Source organism: Bacillota bacterium (assembly GCA_012518215.1).
Lineage (GTDB): Bacteria > Bacillota > Dethiobacteria > DTU022 > PWGO01 > JAAYSV01.
Genome location: JAAYSV010000006.1, coordinates 120,448 through 140,044, shown reverse-complemented (window position 1 = coordinate 140,044; position 19,597 = coordinate 120,448). Strand labels below are relative to the sequence as shown.

At 48.3% G+C, this 19,597-nt stretch carries 19 protein-coding genes; all 19 read right to left on the bottom strand.

Translation table 11 applies throughout. The annotated features are described in order from the left end of the window. Window positions 1-17: 17 nt before the first annotated feature. Entirely contained in the window at window positions 18-596 is a 579-nt protein-coding gene (thpR, locus tag GX364_01005) for an RNA 2',3'-cyclic phosphodiesterase (GenBank protein ID NLI69430.1), read from the bottom strand. 2 nt (window positions 597-598) lie between these two features. Continuing rightward, window positions 599-2,029, bottom strand: a complete 1,431-nt coding sequence (locus GX364_01000; protein NLI69429.1) for a hypothetical protein — start codon at window positions 2,027-2,029, stop codon at window positions 599-601. Window positions 2,030-2,032: 3 nt separating this feature from the next. Next, window positions 2,033-2,509: a CinA family protein gene (locus GX364_00995; protein NLI69428.1), complete on the bottom strand. Its 477-nt coding sequence runs from the start codon at window positions 2,507-2,509 to the stop codon at window positions 2,033-2,035. A 62-nt stretch (window positions 2,510-2,571) separates the two neighbouring features. Next, window positions 2,572-4,062 carry an AAA family ATPase gene (locus GX364_00990; protein ID NLI69427.1) on the bottom strand — a complete coding sequence of 497 codons (1,491 nt, stop codon included), beginning with the start codon at window positions 4,060-4,062 and terminating at the stop codon, window positions 2,572-2,574. Then, on the bottom strand, window positions 4,059-4,517 hold the full coding sequence (locus GX364_00985) for a hypothetical protein (GenBank protein ID NLI69426.1): 459 nt from the start codon (window positions 4,515-4,517) through the stop codon (window positions 4,059-4,061). The genes GX364_00990 and GX364_00985 overlap by 4 nt, the downstream gene beginning before the upstream one ends. 321 nt (window positions 4,518-4,838) lie before the next feature. Then, a complete protein-coding gene (locus tag GX364_00980; GenBank protein NLI69425.1) occupies window positions 4,839-5,657 on the bottom strand; it encodes a helix-turn-helix domain-containing protein in 819 nt (272 codons plus the stop codon). Window positions 5,658-5,712: 55 nt separating this feature from the next. Next, entirely contained in the window at window positions 5,713-8,016 is a 2,304-nt protein-coding gene (locus GX364_00975; GenBank protein NLI69424.1) for a DNA translocase FtsK, read from the bottom strand. Between the two features lie 54 nt (window positions 8,017-8,070). Beyond that, window positions 8,071-8,859: an undecaprenyl-diphosphate phosphatase gene (locus GX364_00970; protein ID NLI69423.1), complete on the bottom strand. Its 789-nt coding sequence runs from the start codon at window positions 8,857-8,859 to the stop codon at window positions 8,071-8,073. Between the two features lie 94 nt (window positions 8,860-8,953). Next, window positions 8,954-9,886 carry a Na/Pi cotransporter family protein gene (locus GX364_00965; GenBank protein ID NLI69422.1) on the bottom strand — a complete coding sequence of 311 codons (933 nt, stop codon included), beginning with the start codon at window positions 9,884-9,886 and terminating at the stop codon, window positions 8,954-8,956. Between the two features lie 63 nt (window positions 9,887-9,949). Continuing rightward, entirely contained in the window at window positions 9,950-10,189 is a 240-nt protein-coding gene (locus GX364_00960; protein NLI69421.1) for a hypothetical protein, read from the bottom strand. Continuing rightward, window positions 10,189-10,932, bottom strand: coding sequence for a translocation-enhancing protein TepA (locus tag GX364_00955; protein NLI69420.1), 744 nt, complete (start codon window positions 10,930-10,932; stop codon window positions 10,189-10,191). Before GX364_00955 ends, GX364_00960 begins: the two co-directional genes overlap by 1 nt. 168 nt (window positions 10,933-11,100) lie before the next feature. Then, on the bottom strand, window positions 11,101-13,275 hold the full coding sequence (locus GX364_00950) for an acetate--CoA ligase family protein (protein ID NLI69419.1): 2,175 nt from the start codon (window positions 13,273-13,275) through the stop codon (window positions 11,101-11,103). A 370-nt stretch (window positions 13,276-13,645) separates the two neighbouring features. Then, the gene (locus GX364_00945; protein NLI69418.1) at window positions 13,646-15,322 is read right to left on the bottom strand and encodes a ribonuclease J; all 1,677 of its coding nucleotides are present in this window, start codon (window positions 15,320-15,322) and stop codon (window positions 13,646-13,648) included. A 343-nt stretch (window positions 15,323-15,665) separates the two neighbouring features. Then, window positions 15,666-16,256, bottom strand: a complete 591-nt coding sequence (locus tag GX364_00940) for a dipicolinate synthase subunit B (GenBank protein NLI69417.1) — start codon at window positions 16,254-16,256, stop codon at window positions 15,666-15,668. A gap of 13 nt (window positions 16,257-16,269) precedes the next feature. After that, the gene (locus GX364_00935; protein ID NLI69416.1) at window positions 16,270-17,214 is read right to left on the bottom strand and encodes a hypothetical protein; all 945 of its coding nucleotides are present in this window, start codon (window positions 17,212-17,214) and stop codon (window positions 16,270-16,272) included. A gap of 122 nt (window positions 17,215-17,336) precedes the next feature. Continuing rightward, window positions 17,337-17,804, bottom strand: coding sequence for a hypothetical protein (locus GX364_00930; protein NLI69415.1), 468 nt, complete (start codon window positions 17,802-17,804; stop codon window positions 17,337-17,339). Between the two features lie 89 nt (window positions 17,805-17,893). After that, window positions 17,894-18,145: a YlmC/YmxH family sporulation protein gene (locus GX364_00925; GenBank protein ID NLI69414.1), complete on the bottom strand. Its 252-nt coding sequence runs from the start codon at window positions 18,143-18,145 to the stop codon at window positions 17,894-17,896. A gap of 80 nt (window positions 18,146-18,225) precedes the next feature. Then, complete coding sequence (dut, locus tag GX364_00920; GenBank protein ID NLI69413.1) at window positions 18,226-18,675, bottom strand: dUTP diphosphatase; 450 nt, start codon at window positions 18,673-18,675, stop codon at window positions 18,226-18,228. Window positions 18,676-18,730: 55 nt separating this feature from the next. After that, on the bottom strand, window positions 18,731-19,582 hold the full coding sequence (locus GX364_00915; protein NLI69412.1) for a hypothetical protein: 852 nt from the start codon (window positions 19,580-19,582) through the stop codon (window positions 18,731-18,733). Window positions 19,583-19,597: the final 15 nt, after the last annotated feature.

The window sequence follows — 19,597 nt, the reverse complement described above, 5'->3', positions numbered from 1 at the left end:
GTTTTTTCCTGCCAATTCTATTTTAAATATATTTTGGCCATGGATATGTACTCGGCTCCCTGCGGGGAAAGAATACTGCGATAAAGGTTTATATAATCGAGTTCGTTGTCAGCAGCATCGATAACGGGGAACTTGCCATCATTCATTTCCTGCAAGGCAGCTGTTGCATCTTTTGCGGGATTGCGAATACGACCGATAGTAATGTGGGGCAGAAATTTTTTTTCCCCGGAACCACCTTCTGCGAAATCAAGACCACTCCCTGCAAAGGAATGGTTGATCATACGGTTCAACGCCTGTAGCTCATCATTGCCCCGGCCAATTCCCACCCAGATAACACGCGGACGCCTGAAATGGGGAAAAACACCCCACCCCTCCAGGGAAATGTTGAACGCCCCGAATCGATGAACGGAATGTTCCAGAAGAGTTATGATATTCTTTACAGGGATCTCCACTTTGCCCAGAAATTTGAGGGTGATATGTAATGCGGGCGCCCTCACCCACCGAACGTCATCCACGCGGTTTTTCATCATGTTCTGGACCTCGGCCAATTTCCCCCTCTGCTCATCATTTATATCGGCGGCAATGAAAAGTCGCATTCTCATCCTCCATTTCTTGTTCCGGGCCCGGATCTTTCTTCACTGAACAGATGACGTTCCAGCTTGAAACCACCGGAAATTTTGGGTATATTGATCAGATCCCCGGCCGAAAGTAGCGGATCTTCCCCGTCGTCAATATTATAATACAGGATAAACATGCTGTACGATACATTTTCGATATCGTTCAACCCGCGTATGCCCGAAGCCCCCGTTGAACCGGCATTGATAAACACGGACTCCGCTGTTTCTTTCACACTTATTTTGTGTGTATGGCCGCAAAGAATTGTCTCTGCTTTGTCCGCCAGCAACTCTCCCAGAAGGGGATGATGAACAGCCAGAAGGTGGGGCTTTGCATCCTGCTCTTCAAAAATACTGTTCAATGAACGGGCATAGGCCTCGATTTCTTCATCGGGCACCATTATTTCATTTACTTTGTATGCCGGATCCGAAATCCCAGCGATAACAACGCCCTCAACTTCGACAATCTCATTATCGAGCACCAGGACCCCATTTTCCCGTAGAACGGAAGTTACAGGGGGAGCGTCGTGATTGCCAGGAACAAAGATATAGGGCACGGGCAAATTGGCAACTTCGGAAATCAGTTCCGCTTCCAGAGGCGTCCCGTAGTCAGTAATGTCACCCGTGTCAACAACCATATCTATGTTGAACACATTGACAACCTTCTTGATGAGATCAATGGCCGCCGGGTTGTTATGGATATCGGAAACATGCAATATCTTCAGATTACCGGCCGTATCGACGGGTGTAAAATTTTCTAGATGGTCAAACAGATAGATCAAATTGGTGGCCATGGTTTCAAGCTGTTCGCTTAGATTTTGAACCGTACTCAACCCAACATTGAAGATATTCAGTGCCCATGGCGCGGCATTCAGTGTCCCTGAATAACGCGGATTGTTGAAAGTAGCGATATTGAACGGTGCAACCACCGTAAAGGCCACGATCAATAAAAAACATATAGCGGCAATGCCGCCGCCTTTCCAGAAACGATAGGCAATCTTTCGTGTACACCCCAGGTAACTGAGGATACCGCCACCCACAAAAGCAACCAGGAGACTGCGCAAACCAAACAGGGCAACTCCTTTTCGTGCTCCCCAGAACAATTCCTCTATCCACGATTCAATGTTGTTCAAACCTTGAACACTGGAGGACAGAAGATCGATATCCACATTCTTGAGCATCACATTCAACTGAAAGAAATAATCATGGGTGTGGACCTTGATCTCTCCAAGGGGGGGTATAGCTACAATCGTGTTGCCAGCACGGAAAGGAATCAGGGAAACGAGGACTTCAAAAGGACCGGCCAAAATACGTGTTTCGTTGAAGAAACTGATAGCGACAATCATTCCTGCCACGGAAAAGAAAACAATTTTAACCCATTCAAATATTTTTTCATTTGAAAAATTATTGCACATGGATCATTGCTCCGGTTTTTTCAGCAACACCAGCAAATCTGCCAGGATTGCCTTTACTGCCTTCTCCTTGATTTCTCGACGCGAACCCCCAAGATTTAGAAGCTGGACACGAACCTTGCCGTCAATATCTATAGCATAATGGACCGTCCCCACCGGTTTCCCCGGCGATCCTCCGGAAGGCCCGGCAATGCCGGTCACTCCTACCCCGATGTCGCTTCCGATGATCTTCCGGGCTTTGCTGGCCATCTCCCGGGCCACAGCCTCGCTGACAGCCCCATTTTGCAAGCAATCGATGCTAACTTTCAATATTTCAACCTTGGATCGGTTGGAATACGAAACAATTCCGGCCAAAAAGACATCGGAGGATCCCGGAACATCGGTTAACCTGTCTGCCAGAAGCCCCCCGGTACAGGATTCGGCCACGGCCAGAGTCATCTTTTTTTCCAGAGCCAATTTCACAATTTTTGAAGCTGTCCTCATAACACACAGAAACCCCCAGTCGTCGAGATTGAAAAACATACGCCCCATGCAAGAAAAACCATCTATCGAAGAAGCAACTTTTCCTTTTTCGCCTCCGCCAGTATCTTTCGCAGAAACTCGCCGGTAATCCTTTCTTTTTCCACCAGTACCGAAGCAATTTTCCGTATGGACGACAGATAAGGAGTCAACATCGCTGTAACCTTCTCTTCCTCGACGCCAATTATTTTTCTGACGGTGCGATGGATCATGGATCGGGAAAGGTCATCCATACAAACAACCCCGAGTGAAGAAAGCCCCGTAGCGATAATCTTGCGTGCCAGTTCCACGGCCTGTTTGAAATCATTGAACGATCCTGTGCTCTGCTGTCCCAGGACAATTTTCTCACTGACGGCCCCGCCAAGCAAAACACAGATCTCCCTTTCCATGTAACTCCTGGTGAAAAGTTTGTATTCCCTGTCCGGATGCTGCCGCATATAACCCAGTGCACTGCCACGCGGGGTAATTGTCACCACCGAAACCGAACCCGGCTTCGTAATCTCGCTGACCATGGCGTGACCGCATTCATGCACCGCTATCCTCCATATTTCTGTTTCATCGACCTTCTTGTCCTGCTTTTCCCCCATCATCACCTTGTCAATAGCTTCCATCATGTGGGCCTGTCCAACCCGGTTGCAGTTTTCCCGCATGGCCAGGATTGCAGCCTCATTGGCCAGGTTTTCGAGCTGGGCCCCCGAAAAACCAAAAGCATCGCGGGCTATTTTATCAATATCCACGTCCCTGGCCAGCGGTTTATTTCGGGTATGGAGTTCCAATATCTCTTTCCTTCCCTCCAGATCCGGCAACTCGACCTGTACAATCCGATCCATCCGCCCCGGCCTGACCAAAGCCGGGTCAAGTGCTTCAGGTCTGTTCGTCGCTCCCACGACCAGAATGTTCACGTCTTCATTCAGGGTAAGCCCATCCATTTCCGTAAGCAACTGATTCAGAGTCTGATCGTATTCCATGTGACTGCTATGCGAACCGCGTTTGGTTCCCAGGATATCCAATTCATCGATAAAGAGCACTGCATTATTTTTCTTCTGTGCCCTGGCCTGATCGCGGCACTGTTTGAACAACTGCCTTACTCTTTGAGCACCAACGCCCGCGTACATTTCTATAAACTCGCTGCCGACCGCACTGACAAAAACCGAGTCGGTATAACCGGCAGCTGCTCGTGCCAGCAATGTCTTGCCAGTTCCCGGTGGTCCAATCAGCAAAATCCCCTTGAGCGGCCTGATACCCATCTTTTTGATTTTCATTGGATTTTTGATAAACTCCAATGCCTCCAGGAGCTCCTTCTTGGCCATCTCCTGCCCACCTATCTGATCGAAAAGAATCTTGGACACCGGACGTGATTTGAACCCCAGATGGTTCAATTGGGGCAATTTCCCGCTGGTCAACCGATACAACATGTAAAGGAGTCCCCCCAGAAATAGATAGGGCAGGACATTCAAATTGTACCATAGAAGGACCAGAATCAATGCGAGGGCCACACCGCCACCGATTTCGATCATGACAATTTATCCTCCCTCATCGGCCCGAGATGTGGAACAACAACGTAAAGAAAGTCCTTCCCATCCCTTGCCTGCAAGTAAACATATTTGTCATCAACAGAAAAAAAGTAATCTTCAACTTCATGCCCGGCCGCAGCCCGATCCACCGTCTCCTGGATTGAACGGTAATTGCCAACCCTTGCCCCTTCATAGATTGCCGGCTTTACTTCCCTGAAAAATACTTCTACTTTCTCGTTTCTGCGGTCATGAAGTTCAAAATCGTACTCTTTTTTGACACGTGCGGAAAGTACACGGTCTATCCCCTCCACCATCTCGGGCAGATCCCCGGTATATCCTGTAAAAATATCGACATGAAGGGTGTTCTTTCTATCTCCATTGATCTCCACCCTTTCCACTCCTTCGATCTTGCACAATTCCTCTTCCAGGGGATTTTCCCTGAAAAATCTTTCAAACAAAAATGATCCGCCAAAAAAGAAAACGAGCGAGATCAAAAATACTATTAACATAACATGCCATTTGATCTTGTTCATCTCGATCACCATTGTTAATTTAAAGTTTTAGTTAACATAACTGTCAGCCATTATAACAAAGATCAAAGGTCGAGGCAAACCAAATTGTTGCTCTTTGGATGGCTGGTTAAAATTGAACGATGTTGGATTGGATACGAAAACCTGGAGTAAACTGGTATTGAAATAACCGGTGTCATGAAACAGATTGACGCAAATGTGTCAACATGTCAACCCCCCGGGAAGGGTATGCTCTTCCAGACCCCCCTGTCAAACATCTTTTCGGCTAAAATGATAGTTGTGAGGCCTGTTTTTGTCGGATAGGCCTTCCAGTTCGATGCCGTTGACAAACATTTTCACAACAGGGGGATTCCCCAACCTCAGTCTCATACTCTCTTTAACTTCCAGCAGAAGCTCTTCCCCGTTGTGAAAATTCTCCTGATGAATATTTTGACCGTCAACATGCAGGTCAATCCAGCAATTTCCGGCAAAATCGATCTTGACATTCAGGCTATCCGTACCTTCAAAGGTCCAGTGTGTATCATATGCAGAGGAATTTTCCAGGGCTATTTCGGCCTTTTTGCTTTCCCCCACCTTCTCCTTTTCTTCTATCCCGGTTTCAGCAGAATTCCGATCATCATCCGCCTGTTGGGTAGCCGCGTTGTCATATCGATTGTCCCCATTCGCAAAAGGCCCCCTACCCATGTTTTTCCCGATCGAGACCCAGATAGCAACAAAAAACAACAGGGCCAGTGCAGTATACAACCCTACGGACAGGATCCGGTTTTTACCTTTTCTTTTTTTGGTCCTGGGTTTTTCAACTTTCCTGGCCACATCAACCGGAGGCTGTTCAACTTTCACCTGGGCTTTCTGGTAAATCTTCAATACCCGGGCCGGATCCAGCCCCACTGCCTTTGCATAGGAGCTGATAGCACCTTTCAAATAAACCTCTCCTGCAAATACGGAGAAATCGCCTTTTTCGAATGCTTCCAGTCGGGAAACCTTTATTTTCGTTTGTGCGGCTATATCCTGAAGGGTGATCTTTTTTTCTTTACGGGAATCCCGCAAAAGTTTTATCAGTTCTTCCATCCGATAACACACTCCTTTGGTTTGAAATTATGTAAGTGTAGGGAAGAACGAGCTTTCAAGATAATTTTTGCTTGAATTCTTCATACAAGCGCGAAGCCTGTTCGGGGGTGATGATCACTTCGCGTGGTTTGCTGCCCTCATGTGGGCCAACCACTCCTTTAACTTCAAGGTCATCGATCAGGCGCGCGGCACGAGTATAGCCTATACGCAATCTACGTTGCAGCAATGATATGGAAGCCTGTCCGGTACGGACCACCAGTTCCACGGCATCCGGAAACAAAACATCGACATCATCCCATGTTTCATCTTCCGGCATGGGAGTGAACACCATTTCCTCACCATACTTGTTGTCCCGATCCTGTTTTTTTATAAATCTGGTGAGCGACTTCAGATCCTTGGAACTGATAAAAGCATTCTGTACCCTCAACGGCTTGACCATGCCTACCGGATAAAAAAGCATATCCCCCCTGCCAAGCAATTTTTCTGCACCCGCCATATCAAGAATGGTTCTTGAGTCAACCTGTGACGACACCGTAAATGCAATGCGCGAAGTAATATTTGCCTTGATAACTCCGGTCAATACATCTACCGATGGCCGCTGGGTCGCAATAACCAGGTGAATTCCGGCCGCTCGCGACATCTGGGCGAGGCGGGCAATTGAATCTTCTACCTCTGACGGAGATATTAGCATTAAATCGGCCAGTTCGTCAATGATAACGACGATATATGGAAGCACATCAGCCTCCACTTGCCCCCGCGCCACCCTCTCGTTGTACGCCGAGATATCCCTTACTCCTTCCTGGGCAAACAGATCATATCTCTTGATCATCTCCTTGATCATATTTTTCAAGGCCAGGGATGCCTTTTTGGGGTCGGTTACCACCGGCGCGATCAAGTGGGGAATACCATTGTAGATATTGAGTTCAACCATTTTGGGGTCGATCATCAGAAAGCGAACCTGATCGGGACGTGCTTTGAACAGTATGCTGCAAATAATGATGTTCAGGCATACGCTTTTACCCGAACCGGTAGCCCCGGCAATCAGCAGGTGCGGCATCCGCTCGAGGCTGGTGATTACAGGAACGCCGGTGATATCCTTACCAAGTGCAATGGTCAAAGGAGATAACGAACTTTGAAAAGCCGAAGATTCCATGACCTCCCTGAAGTGAACCAGCGAAATAACTTTGTTGGGCACCTCGATACCCAGTGCCGCCTTTCCGGGTATGGGAGCCTCGATGCGCACGACGGGTGCAGCAAGATTCAGAGCGATATCGTCTGATAGGTTCAGTATTTTACTCACCTTAACCCCGACCTCGGGCTGGACCTCGAAACGGGTTACCGTGGGGCCGGATTCATAATTGATCACTTTTGCTCCCACCCCGAAGCTATGCAGCGTATTTTCAAGCAGTCGTGCCCTTTCTTTGATATGGCGATCCTGGCTGTGATCCACCACACCGGTAGATTTACTCAGCAAGTCCAACGAAGGCAGATTGTATTCACCGGATGGATCCAAAATAATTTTATCTTCCGCGGGAATATATTCATCAATTTCCCCGGTGTCTCTTTTCTGTTGAGCGATGTCTTCCGCGCGGTACAAAGGTTTCTCCACCTCGGACTTCGGGGGCATATCCATATCGCTCATTTCAGCGGCGCGATGGGGAAATACAATTGCCTCTTCCTCCTGGACCGGAAGTTCCCTGTCAGTCTTTTCGTTTTTTGTTTTATCGGGAATCTCATCCATATCCGGACCGACAACGAGCACATTGTACAGATCCTTGAAAATCTTTCCGATAAATTTGGCCGCCTTTATCAGGAATTTTCCCAATGCTTTGATCTGTGCAAACAACTGCGTCAACGAAACATTCATGATCAGGAGAATACCGATCAAGGCCAGGGTAACGATAACGATGTAACTGGCCACTTCTCCAAAACAATAGTAGAGGATGACGGTGAAAAGTGCGCCGACCAGGCCTCCCCCTTCATGCTGGTAGCCAAGACGAAAACTGGCCTTTAAAAACCCCTCTTCAACATCCAGAATATCGACCTGATTCAACATGAAATCCAGATGGTATGTGACTGTGAAAAGAAGTAAAAGGAGTAGAACCCCCACCAATCTGGTCTTCATATTTATCGTTTTTTCGGGAATTATTGAACGCAGTGCCACAACCCCGACAATAAAAGGAATCACTATCGCTGTTTCTCCGGCCAGGATGCGCAGAACATTGTTTACGAATTGGCCCAAAGTTCCCGTCTGTTCTGTGAACTGCAAGCCTGTGTAACAGAAAACAGCAAGGGCTATCATCAGAATACCCCTGATCTGCGATTTTATTTCCATGTTGAGCCCTTTTTTTGAACGCATATCATTTCCTGCCCCCTTGAGAATATTTCTTCAACATCCCCCGGGTTTCCTTTATTATGATAATAACAGGCTCAGCAATACCGTTATACCTCCAACTATCCAGCAATAATATGAAAAATAATGAAACTTTCTATTTTGAAGAAGGTTGATAAACAGCTTTATGGCTATTACACCAAATCCAAAGGCAAACAAACCGCCCACCAGATAGTTGGATAGCAAAGTTTTTTCAATGCCGCACACGATCAGATCCTTTGCTTCCAGTATGGTGGCACCAAGGATAACAGGCGCGGCAAGTATGAAAGAATAGCGAACGGCCGTTTCACGGTCCAGCCCTCTCCACAAAGCCCCGGCGATAGTTGACCCCGAGCGCGATATTCCGGGGATCACCGCTACACCCTGCAGCGTACCGATCCACAGTGCATCGCCAATTCGCATACGGCTGACATCATTTTTCCCCGGTGGTATGCGTCTGATCAAAAAAAGGATGCCACCGGTAACCAGAAGAGAAAGCCCCACGACAAGTGTCGACTGAAAGGCCTGCTCCACCCAGGATTTAAAAACCAGCCCTATCAATCCTGTAGGTATCACCCCGATGATCAGCAACATCAAAAAACGCTTCTGTGTTCGATCACGATAAAAAGAAAAAAGAGCAATGAAGTCTTTGCGGAAAACCCAGAATATGGATAACAACGTGCCGAAATGAAGAAATATTTCCATGGTCATACCCGGACTTTCTATACCCAGGAATTTCTGGAAAATAACCAGGTGTCCCGAGCTGCTAACCGGCAAAAATTCGGTCAGTCCCTGTATGATTCCCAACAGTATCGCTGCAAATGTATTCATATTTTCTCCTTTGTAATTGTATTTTATATACCTTTTCTTTTCAAATAGCGTTTTTCCTCCAATCGATACTTCTCACGGTCAGCAAATATTGTGTTCAGGATGGTCGTCTGCTCATATTTCCCTTTACCTGTCCCGTGAGGTAAAATAAAAGATGTAAAATCAAAAGTACAAAAAATGCTCCCCAGAGATTGTACATGGTATGGGCATTGGCCAGCTGGCGTGCCAGGCATGGTGATGTAGTAGATGCTATCCTTGCAAAAAGATTGAACCAGGGTAGTACGATCAACATGTTGAACAGATTGAACGACAGATGGAACAAAGCCGCCATCCGGGCGTTCGTTCCCGTTCTAACGGCCGCCAGCAAAGCTGTAACACATGTTCCTATATCGGCACCTATAAAAAAAGCCATGGCGGTGGAAACACCTATGTTCCCTTCCCTGGCCATGGCCAGGGCCATGCCCATAACTGCACTGCTGCTCTGCACGATGGCCGTGATCAAAAACCCGCCGCTGATTCCCCTCCAGATATATTCCCCGGAGTTCTTCAAATATTCCCTGACTGCATCCAGTTCGCTTAACGGTGACAATCCCTCCACCATGAAATTGAAGCCAAGCAACAGGATGGAAAAATTGATCGTTATCCTTCCCCATTGCCGTATTGCAGCCACGGGCAAGAGGGACATCAAAAAACCCACGGTAAAAAGCGGCAGTGCCATCTTCTGCAGATCGAAAGAAACAAGATGTGCGGTAACTGTTGTGCCCACGTTTGCCCCGACAATGATGGCAGAAGCTTCCTTCAGGGTAAGAACTTTGGCGTTTACCAGGCTGATGACCAGCACCGTGGTCAAGCTGCTGCTCTGTAAAACAACGGTTACAGCCAACCCGACCAGAAAGCCACCACCGATGCTACCGGTTATTTTTTTCATAAAATATTTTGCCCGTTCGGCCAGGGAATCTTCCAGCGCATCGCTCAGGGTGACCATTCCCCACAAAAAAAGAGCCACCCCACCGGAGGCGGTCAATATCACGATTTTCTCCTTCCCTCCCGGTTTCTTTATTGTAAAATATGAATTTCGGAGAAAACGTATGCCCTACTGGCTTCTGCCAATCTTTCCACGCGGGTCGAAGGAAATCAAGGATCCTGGTTGCAACCGGGGATTGAGATAATCCTGCGGCCGTGAACTTATAATCCTGACAATCTTGCCAGAATGGGGAGGCAATGGTTCAACCACAATGCAGCCGGTGCCATAGTCAAGTTCAAGATATTCAGAGGGAACGGAAGCGTACCCTTCAAGGACAGTTTCCAGGGGATACACGGTATACAATACCATCAATGACCATCCCCTTTTTTTTCACGCGCCTCGATCAGGCTTTCCAGATGAGCCACCGCCTGCCCCAGGCCGCCTACCTCGTCTATCAACCCTATCTGTGTTGCATCTTTCCCAACCAGAACGGTACCTATATCGCGGGCCAGTTGCCCCGTGTTGAACATGCAGTCACGATATTTTTTTTCAGACATCCTGGAATGACTGCAGACGAAGCGGATGACCCTGTCCTGCATCTTGTCCAGATATTCGTAGGTTTGCGGAACTCCCAGCAAAAAACCGGTGAGCCTGATCGGGTGGATTGTCATCGTGGCTGTCTCCGTGATAAACGAATAATCGGTAGAGACGGCCACCGGCACACCGATGCTGTGCCCCCCGCCAAGGACCAGGGAAACTGTCGGCTTGGAAAGTGTATTGATCATTTCGGCAATTGCCAGACCGGCCTCAACATCGCCGCCTACCGTATTCAAAATTATCAACAATCCCTTGATATCGGGGTTATGTTCTATCGCCACCAGCTGGGGGATAACATGTTCATATTTGGTGGTCTTGTTCTGGGCAGGCAGAACCACGTGGCCTTCTATCTGCCCGATGATGGAAATGGTGTGGATATTGCTGTTGGAACTTACGATATCGGTCTGACCCAACTTTTCTATATTGTCGAGAGCCCGACCATCCGTTTTGTTTTGTTTGAATTTTCCTCTCGGCCTTTGAAAATATGTTTTTGGCCTTCGGGGTGAAGGGCACAATTTGCTCACATCCTCCTCGTCAATAACCCTAGTTTACGAAAGGAGGATTGCAATTATACATCCTGAAGAAAGCACACATGCGAGGTTGATTTCATGCCGGACAGGAAGGAACTGCCACAGAACAGCCATGGAGAAAACCCCGGGGAAATCGAAACGATTCACATTTTTTTATTCTTCTCCGTTGATTTTCCTGACAATCAATGCATCGGCGACGGCCACCCCTTCCCCATCATCAAAAACCAGCAAGGGGTTTATATCCATCTCTTCTATCTCATCTTTCAACTCCATGGCCAGGCGGGATACTTTCAAAAGAATTTCCTCCACAGCCGCAATATCTGCCCGGCAATCGCCACGAACGCCGGCCAGAAGCGGGTAACCATCAATTTCCCTGATCATGCCGGAAGCATCATCACGGGTAAGAGGAGCAACCCTGAAGGAAACATCCTCGAGAACCTCCACGAAAATCCCCCCCGCTCCGAACATGACTATCGGCCCAAAAACATCATCCTGTTTCACGCCAACGATCATTTCCCTGCCCGGAGGCAGCATTTTTTGCACCAATACACCTTCCAGGTTGGCCTCGGGGACTTTCAGGGCGACATCAGCACGGATACGATGGTATGCATCCTCGACCTCCTCCGGATTGTTCAAATCTAGAACCAGTCCTCCGACATCAGTTTTATGCAATATGTCGGGAGATTGAATCTTCAAGACAACTGGAAAACCTATGCGTTCTGCAATCTGCACTGCTTCCGTGGAAGAAGAAGCCAGGCCCGCATCGGGGATATCGATATCATAAGCCTTTAAAACGGCACTCGCCTGGAACTCGGTCAGATATTTTCTGTTTCCGGGAAGGGAACGAAATACCTGAAGAGCCGCATCGCGTTCCGCCCCCGGCGCGATATTGTCCGGCTGCGTGATTGTTTTCGTTTTTTTTGTCCATTCCAGGAACCTTGATATCGCCCAGATCCCATTGTCTGCCGCCTTGATCACCGGTATGCCAACCGATCGCATACGGTCCAGCATCTTCTCCACCTCGGCAATATCCCCGAAGGGATAACCGATGGCCAGAACGGGCTTCTCCACCTGTTTATAGAGTTCTACCATGGTATCGGTTACGGTCCTTGCCAGTTCAAAACTCACGTACAGACTGACAATGATCATGTCCACGTTGGGGTCAGCTTCTACCAGTTTGAAACATTTCAAAAGAAGGTCAGGCTCCGTCATTATCTGAGCCGTAAGATCAACTGGATTGGCCGATGAAGCAAAGAATGGCAATACTTTGTCCAGTTCACGGCTTGTTTCCGCTGATAATTCAACAACATCCAGACCATGTTCCTCACACTCGTCGGAAAGAATCACTCCTCCCCCCCCGGAGGTGGAAATAATAGCCGCCCGTGGGCCACCGGGCCTTCTTTTTGCCGCAAAGAGAGTGATCGCAGCCAGAAATTTTTCCAGCGATTCCGCACGTATGATGCCGGCTTGCTTGAATGCGGCATCATATATCCTGTCCATGCCAACCAGTGAGCCTGTATGAGACGAGGCGGCTCTGGCACCGGCTGCGGTCCGTCCAACTTTCATAACCACGAGGGGCCTCCGCCTGAGTAAAGCTTCCCGTGCAACAGCCAGAAACCTGCCCCCATCTTCCAGCCCCTCGATGTAGCCGCTTATGATTTCCACATCCGGATCAGCAACCATGTATGCAAGAAAATCGGTAAAATCAAGATCGGCCTGGTTACCGACACTGGCAAAATGGCTGAAAGCCAGTTTATCCTGCCCCGCCATCCTGTATATAAACGCTCCAAAAAAACCGCTTTGCGAAATCAAGCTGAAACTGCGTTCGTAAAATTGTTCTTTCTGTATCACCAATTGTGCAAAACTGGCCCAAAGCCCGTTCAAATTGTTGATCATCCCCATGCAGTTCGGCCCCATGATGCGCATTCCAGATTGACGAGCCAGTTCGGACATTTCTTCTTCCAGAAGCCGCCCTTCCTCTCCTGTTTCCGAAAATCCTGAAGTTATAACTACCGCTCCCTTGACGCCCTTTTCTGCACATTGATACAACGCGGGCAGAACACCGGCCGCCGGTATGACAACTATGGCCAGCTCGACCGGATTGGATATGTCTTTTATGGAAGGATAGCATACCAGATCTCCGATTGATCGATAATTGGGGTTCACCGGGTAGATTTTTCCCTTGTAACCCGAGGAAAGGAGTGATTGAACGGGACGTCCGTTGGGCTTGTGAAAATGGGGGGAGGCACCTATGATGGCTACAGAACGGGCTTCAAAAAAAGGCTTCAGGTTCTTGTCCTTCTGCATGAATGTTATGATGTCTGTCACTGATTCTCTCCTTCAGCAAATGTTGGAAATATTATCGTTTGAACATAAATAAATAACATCAGGTGACATTCAAGAAACCGGTTACTGCATTCTGCAAATAAAATATTTTACACCTGGATCAAGAAATACCGGATTTGATAGCCGGCAAATCCACATGGGCAATTTGCCGTTGTGCCAATCATCATAATATTTCTACATCAAGCCTTGAATACCTTTTTCTATAGGGCGTTCCACGGTTCAACGTATGCCTGCAGGGTGGTGCGAGAATGCAGTTCTGACCTACATGAATCATTTTTAAATAGGATTTTGATGGCGGTATGTCCCGGGGGAATGAAGCCTTTTTGCTGTTGATCCTGGCCGGGTAAAATATTTATTCCCTATCAACTTCCATGATAACAGGGATGATCATCGGCCGCCTTCCGGTCTTTTCCCGGAACAAACGGCTCATTCTTTCGCGGATTTCCCCCTTGAGGACCAACCAATCCTTTCGTTTTTTACGATCATCTATCACCTGAAAATACTCCAGGACAGAATTGCGGGCTGTTTCAAGAAGATTTTCTGATTCACGTACGTAAACAAAACCCCTGGTAGCAATCTCGGGGCCAGCTACGAGGCGATCATTTTCAACAGCAGCCGTCACGACAACGATCCCATCCTCGGAAAGAATTCTACGATCCCTGAGAACAGCGTTGCCGACATCGCCTACCCCCAGCCCGTCGACCAGTATATTTCCAGCGGCAACCTTGTCAAGCATCCTGGCCTTCTTTCCAACAATTTCCATCACCGTTCCGTTTTCGGTCAGGAAAACATTTTCTTCGGGCATGCCCATTTTCACCGCTATCTTGGCATGGTGCATCATATGCCTGTATTCTCCGTGAACAGGGATAAGGTACCTGGGGCGAACCATGTTGATCATCATTTTTATCTCTTCTTCGCTACCATGCCCGGATACATGCACCCCGGAAAATTGATGATAGAAAACCTCTGCACCCAGTTTGAACAGATTGTCCACTGTGCGAAAAACCATCTTCTCGTTGCCTGGAATCGGAGATGCAGATATGATCACCGTGTCTCCGCGGTGGATTCCCATATCCCTGTGTTCGCAGTTCGATATCCTCGACAGGGCGGACATCGGCTCCCCCTGGCTGCCGGTCATGAGTACAGCTGTCTTTTCTCTGGGCATTTTCTCCAGATCTTCCAATTCCACAAGAAACCCCTCGGGAACGTGCAGGTACCCCAGTTCCATGGCTATCCTGGTCGAGTTGATGATACTTCTCCCCGTGATGGCCATCTTCCTGTCATATCGTACTGCAGCATCCACGACCTGTTGAATCCTGTGAATATTGGAGGCAAAGGTGGCAATTACAATTCGGCTTTCGGCCACCCTGAAGATATCGTCCAACGTTTCACCCACCTCCTTTTCAGAAGGCGTGTAACCGGGCAAATCAGCGTTGGTACTGTCCGAAAGCATAACCAGCACACCCTGCCGACCCAGCTTGGCAAGCTGGTTGTAATCAGTAACCAACCCACTGACCGGTGTCTGATCAAATTTGAAATCACTGGTATAGACCACGATGCCAGAAGGGGTTTTTATGATTACCCCCACGGAATCGGGAATACTGTGATTGGTACGGAAAAATTCCAATTTCAGGCTGGGCGTGATCTCCAGCCTGTCCCTGGGGTGAATTTCATGCAATTCAAGGTCATCAAATTGCGGAAATTCGGTGAACTTTGCCTTTAACATTCCCAGGGTGAGTTTGGTTCCCCAGACCGGGACATCAGGCAGATCGGACAGAACATAGGGCATCGCCCCGATATGGTCCTCATGGCCATGGGTCAAGATTATTCCTTTGACCCATTCCTTGTTTTCCACAAGGTAAGAAATATCGGGGATGACAATATCAATACCGAGCATCTCATCTTCAGGGAAAGCCAGGCCGGCATCCAGGACCAGTATTTCTTCCCCGTACTTGACCACAAACATATTTTTGCCGATTTCCCCCACCCCGCCCAGTGGGATAATCTGCAACGTATCCTGTTTCTTCATATTGTGCGGCAACTGTATGCACCTCTTGTATGATTATGTACAACTGCATAAACCGACCGTAACACGATTTGCAAATTTGGCAAGAAACCAGCACCAATGCCTGATACCATCATCACCTTGCAGTATATATAATATACCAGAAATACAGCCTGAATGAAACATTGACTGATAGAACCCTGCTTCTAGCTGCAGGCTCCTGCAGTAGCTTGAATAAATTCCATTGCTACCCCGGAATTGATAGCCCTGTACAAATACAATGTGCACTCCTGCCTGTTGAAAACATTTTTTTCGTCTTCCGGCTTGCTGCCGTGCAAAACCCCTCGTAAATTCCCTGATATCGATATTACTGATTCGGGGTAAAAAGCAGCGGTTGAATCTGTTTTCCCTGAAGGGCGGAAATCACGGTAGGAACAAGAAGATCCATCCGGGCAACCAGTGAATTCGGTTTATTGTACGGTTCATCCTGCATGAATGGCACAAGATAAATATTCTTGTAATTGAGTAGATAGCCAAGACTGATTGCATTTATACCCAGGCCATCGTTGGTTGATATGGCAACCACAACGGGCTTGCGATTGCGAAATTGAGCTTTCGCCGCCATAAGAACAGATGTGTCCGTGATGCCCCTTGACAACTTTGCCAGGGTATTACCCGTACATGGGGCAATGACGAGAACATCCAGGATGTTACCCGGCCCCAGCGGTTCAACGTCAAAAATTGTTTTAAGGATCGGTCGGCCGGAAATTGCCACGATTCTTTTTTTCCAGTCACTCGCCGATCCGAATCGGGTTTCCCCCTGGTCAAATGACGGGGTAATGATGGGATATATGAATGCACCGCGGGATGCAATTTCTTTCATTACAGGCAATACCTGTTCAACTGTGCAGTGTGAACCGGTCAATCCGAAACCGATGTGAAGATCTTTCAAACTCATGGCCAAACCTCCTTTATGAATTGATAAAATCACAGTGTGTGTGAATGAGTCGGAGATAAACCCGGGCCAGTATCTCTCCCGCTTTTTTCGGCGCCACCTTTCCCGGCAACCCCGGCAAAAGGTAGACTTCTAGATTCAAATTCCGTGCAGCTTCAAGGTCTACCCCGCCAGGATGTGAAGCAAGATCAAAGATATACGTCTCCCTGCTGATCAATTGTAAAGCGCTGTGCGGCAAAACCCGTGCCGGTACCGTATTGAAAATCAGATCTGCCCGGGACAGAACGCTGTCCAGATCATCAAATAGAATCCCCTCGATACCCAGACTGGTTGCCATGGCGCAGGATTCAACTCTTCTTGCCACCGCCGTCACTCTGGCGCCCAATCCTTTCAGCATCAGGGCAAGGGTGATGCCGCATTTCCCCAATCCCAAAATCAAAATGCGGCTGGAATGTATGGTCGACGGGAAAACTTCCATTGCTTTCATGATGGCACCCTCTGCCGTGGGAATGGAGTTCAACTGCATGAACTCCTTGTCTGCGGTGGTGATTATGAAGCGTACCGTCGATGGTACTTCCCGTCGCAATTCATCTTTCACAGAGCCGATAAGGACCAGGAGATTCTTGCCTTTGTAGTTTCGGAGCATGGGCTCGATATGGTATGATTCAAACTCTTCATCGCATCCCCCAACCCGTGATCCTTCCTGCTTCGCTTCCGGAACGCGACTGAAATTTGAGATGATCCGGCCGTTCTCGTTGAAACCCCGGATCGGCAATATTAGCACATCAATACCATCCAGATTTTCAAGCCCTGCCCGGTCTGCAGCGGAAATATCTTGAATCCTGTCAAAACCGACCATCTTCAAATTGAGGCCTTTCTGTCTGAATATCCTGTACAATTCCAGTTCTCTGGAGTCCCCCCCACACACTGTTATATTCAATTTGCTTAATTGAGAAATCACACCCTTTGCCCTCTTTTCCAAACATTTTCATTACAGTATATGTTTCCCGGGGTGGCACGGTGAAAAAAATAGCCCCGGCGGAACCCCCCGGGGCTACATAAAATCATTTTCTACATATTCAATTATCCATGTACCTCCACATCCCTGGCCCCGTTTGCACGCAAGATGGAAACGGCATCGTCAACATGAGCATCGCTGGATTCGAGGGTGATCAGGATATTGCCCTGACGAACCCTTTCTGCATAATATTCCCCTCTACTTTCCGGTACACCATAATCGATCAGGCCCCCCGCCAGCCCCCCTCCAACCAGACCCGCAAGAGTGGCGGCGAAAGGACCGGCGGCCACAATCGGGCCGATACCCGGAATGAGCAACGCTCCCGCTCCGGCCAGCAATCCGGCAATACCACCCAGGACACCGCCGGTGACCGTGCCTTCCATCAAACTCTGGTCATCCATGCCGCCCGGATCACCCTGTTCATCTTTGACTACCAGTGAAATTTCTTTCTCGTAACCCTCATCTTTCAGCTCCATGACCGTATCTTCGGCCATCTCCCTATCATGAAACAATCCGATCACTACTTTAGACATAAACAGCTATCCCCCTTGTTGATGATACGTCCATTAGTATCTTCCCAAAGGGGGCATTTTATGCACCATGAGCATCCATGGCCACTTTTCTAATCCATGCCTGTTTTCCGGGAATCTATATCGATAATGATTACATCTTTACCGACTTTGATTATCGCTGACCAGGGTATGGCAATCTCCTCACTCTGGGCAAAACCCGCAAAGCGGCCCCTTCCCAGGACCAATGATTTTATAGCTCCGCTTTCTTCATCGATCATCAGATCCGCCCGTCCTACAGGCCCCCAGAATCTTCCCTCGTTAAAATCAATAAGTTCTTTGCGGGCAATTTCACTCAATCTCATTTTTTTCCTCACTTTGTTCAGAAATGATAGGGCACGGACAAATTCAAGTTTGTCATACAGTCGGTTGCTTCAGGTCATGATTACCGGCCCGTGTGCCCGAATCCGCCTGAATCCCTCCCCGTGGAAGGAAGGTCATTGCAAAGAAGGAGTTCTATCGTCGGGCACGGTTTGACGACCAGCTGGGCGACACGATCCCCCCTATCAACAGTATATTTGCGAGAGCCCAGATTTATCAATATTACTTTGATCTCGCCCCGGTAATCGGAGTCAATCGTTCCGGGTGTGTTGAGAACGGTTATACCGTGATCGATGGCCAATCCGCTTCGCGGCCTCAGCTGAGCTTCATACCCATCCGGCAGAGCAACAATTATTCCCGTGGGAACAAGCACCCGTTGCCCAGGTTCAATTGTAATGGCACCGTCAATGGCGGCATGGAGATCCATTCCTGCAGCCCCCCCGGTCATATATGAAGGCAGGGGCAGTCCGTCATTTTCATTGATTTTTTTGATGTGGACCTTGACAGTTTTCATCAGTTCACTTCCATTTCTTCATTTACTTTGAAGGTACATGCTGAAGAAACTGTTGTCAAGAATCCCTATCCCCGTTGTTCAGTATGGAAATGTTGATCATGTTTCCGGCATTGGAGGTCCTGAGTAGAATGAAATCCCCGGTATTATTCCGGAACTTGAAATCGATGTTTGTAGATACGGTGGCATCTTTCCCGCGGGGGACATATCCCACGGGGCGGCTGTGCGGGGTCCTTTCCACCACTTCAAGGCTGGCGTTCATAACGGCGTTATAAAGAGTCGATGCAACCTGGCACAATCCCCCTCCAATCCCCGGCACGATAGCCCCGCCGGAAATTATCGGTGCGTACCTGAAACCCCTTTCCCAGGTGATCGGACCGACCGCCTTGTTGAAGGAAAAAACTTCACCGGGCGAAAGAAGATAATTGTCAAGCAAGGAGGTAGCCAGAATTATATTTTCGGCACGTCCACCACCGCCCCCGATACATGTCTGATAACGGCCGATCTCGTTCGCAATACTCTCGTATAGAGAAACAGTGATCAGTGGATCTATATCTATGATTTCCAGTGAAACCCATGAGTCGGAACCAGCGTTGAGCAACTTCTCCACGGTCATGGAAGTATGTATCTTCTTGCCATTTACTTCAGGTACCAGCTCGTTGTTCTTGTGATCAACAAAAGCATTTCTGGGGGGAACTTCTATACTCGGAGCAGCGCGGCCTATTATATCTATCAATTCGTCTTCAAGCAACCTCTCCACCAGGAGGCCTTCCAGCCTGACCCCGCTTTTGACTCCGTATCTCCAGCGTTTGTATCTGTCCAGGGGGTTGAAAACCAGAAAAAATATGACTGCCGATATCAAAAGGACGAGGAGCAAGAATTTGTAATTGAAAAATTTGAACCTGGCCATCCCTATTGTCTCCCC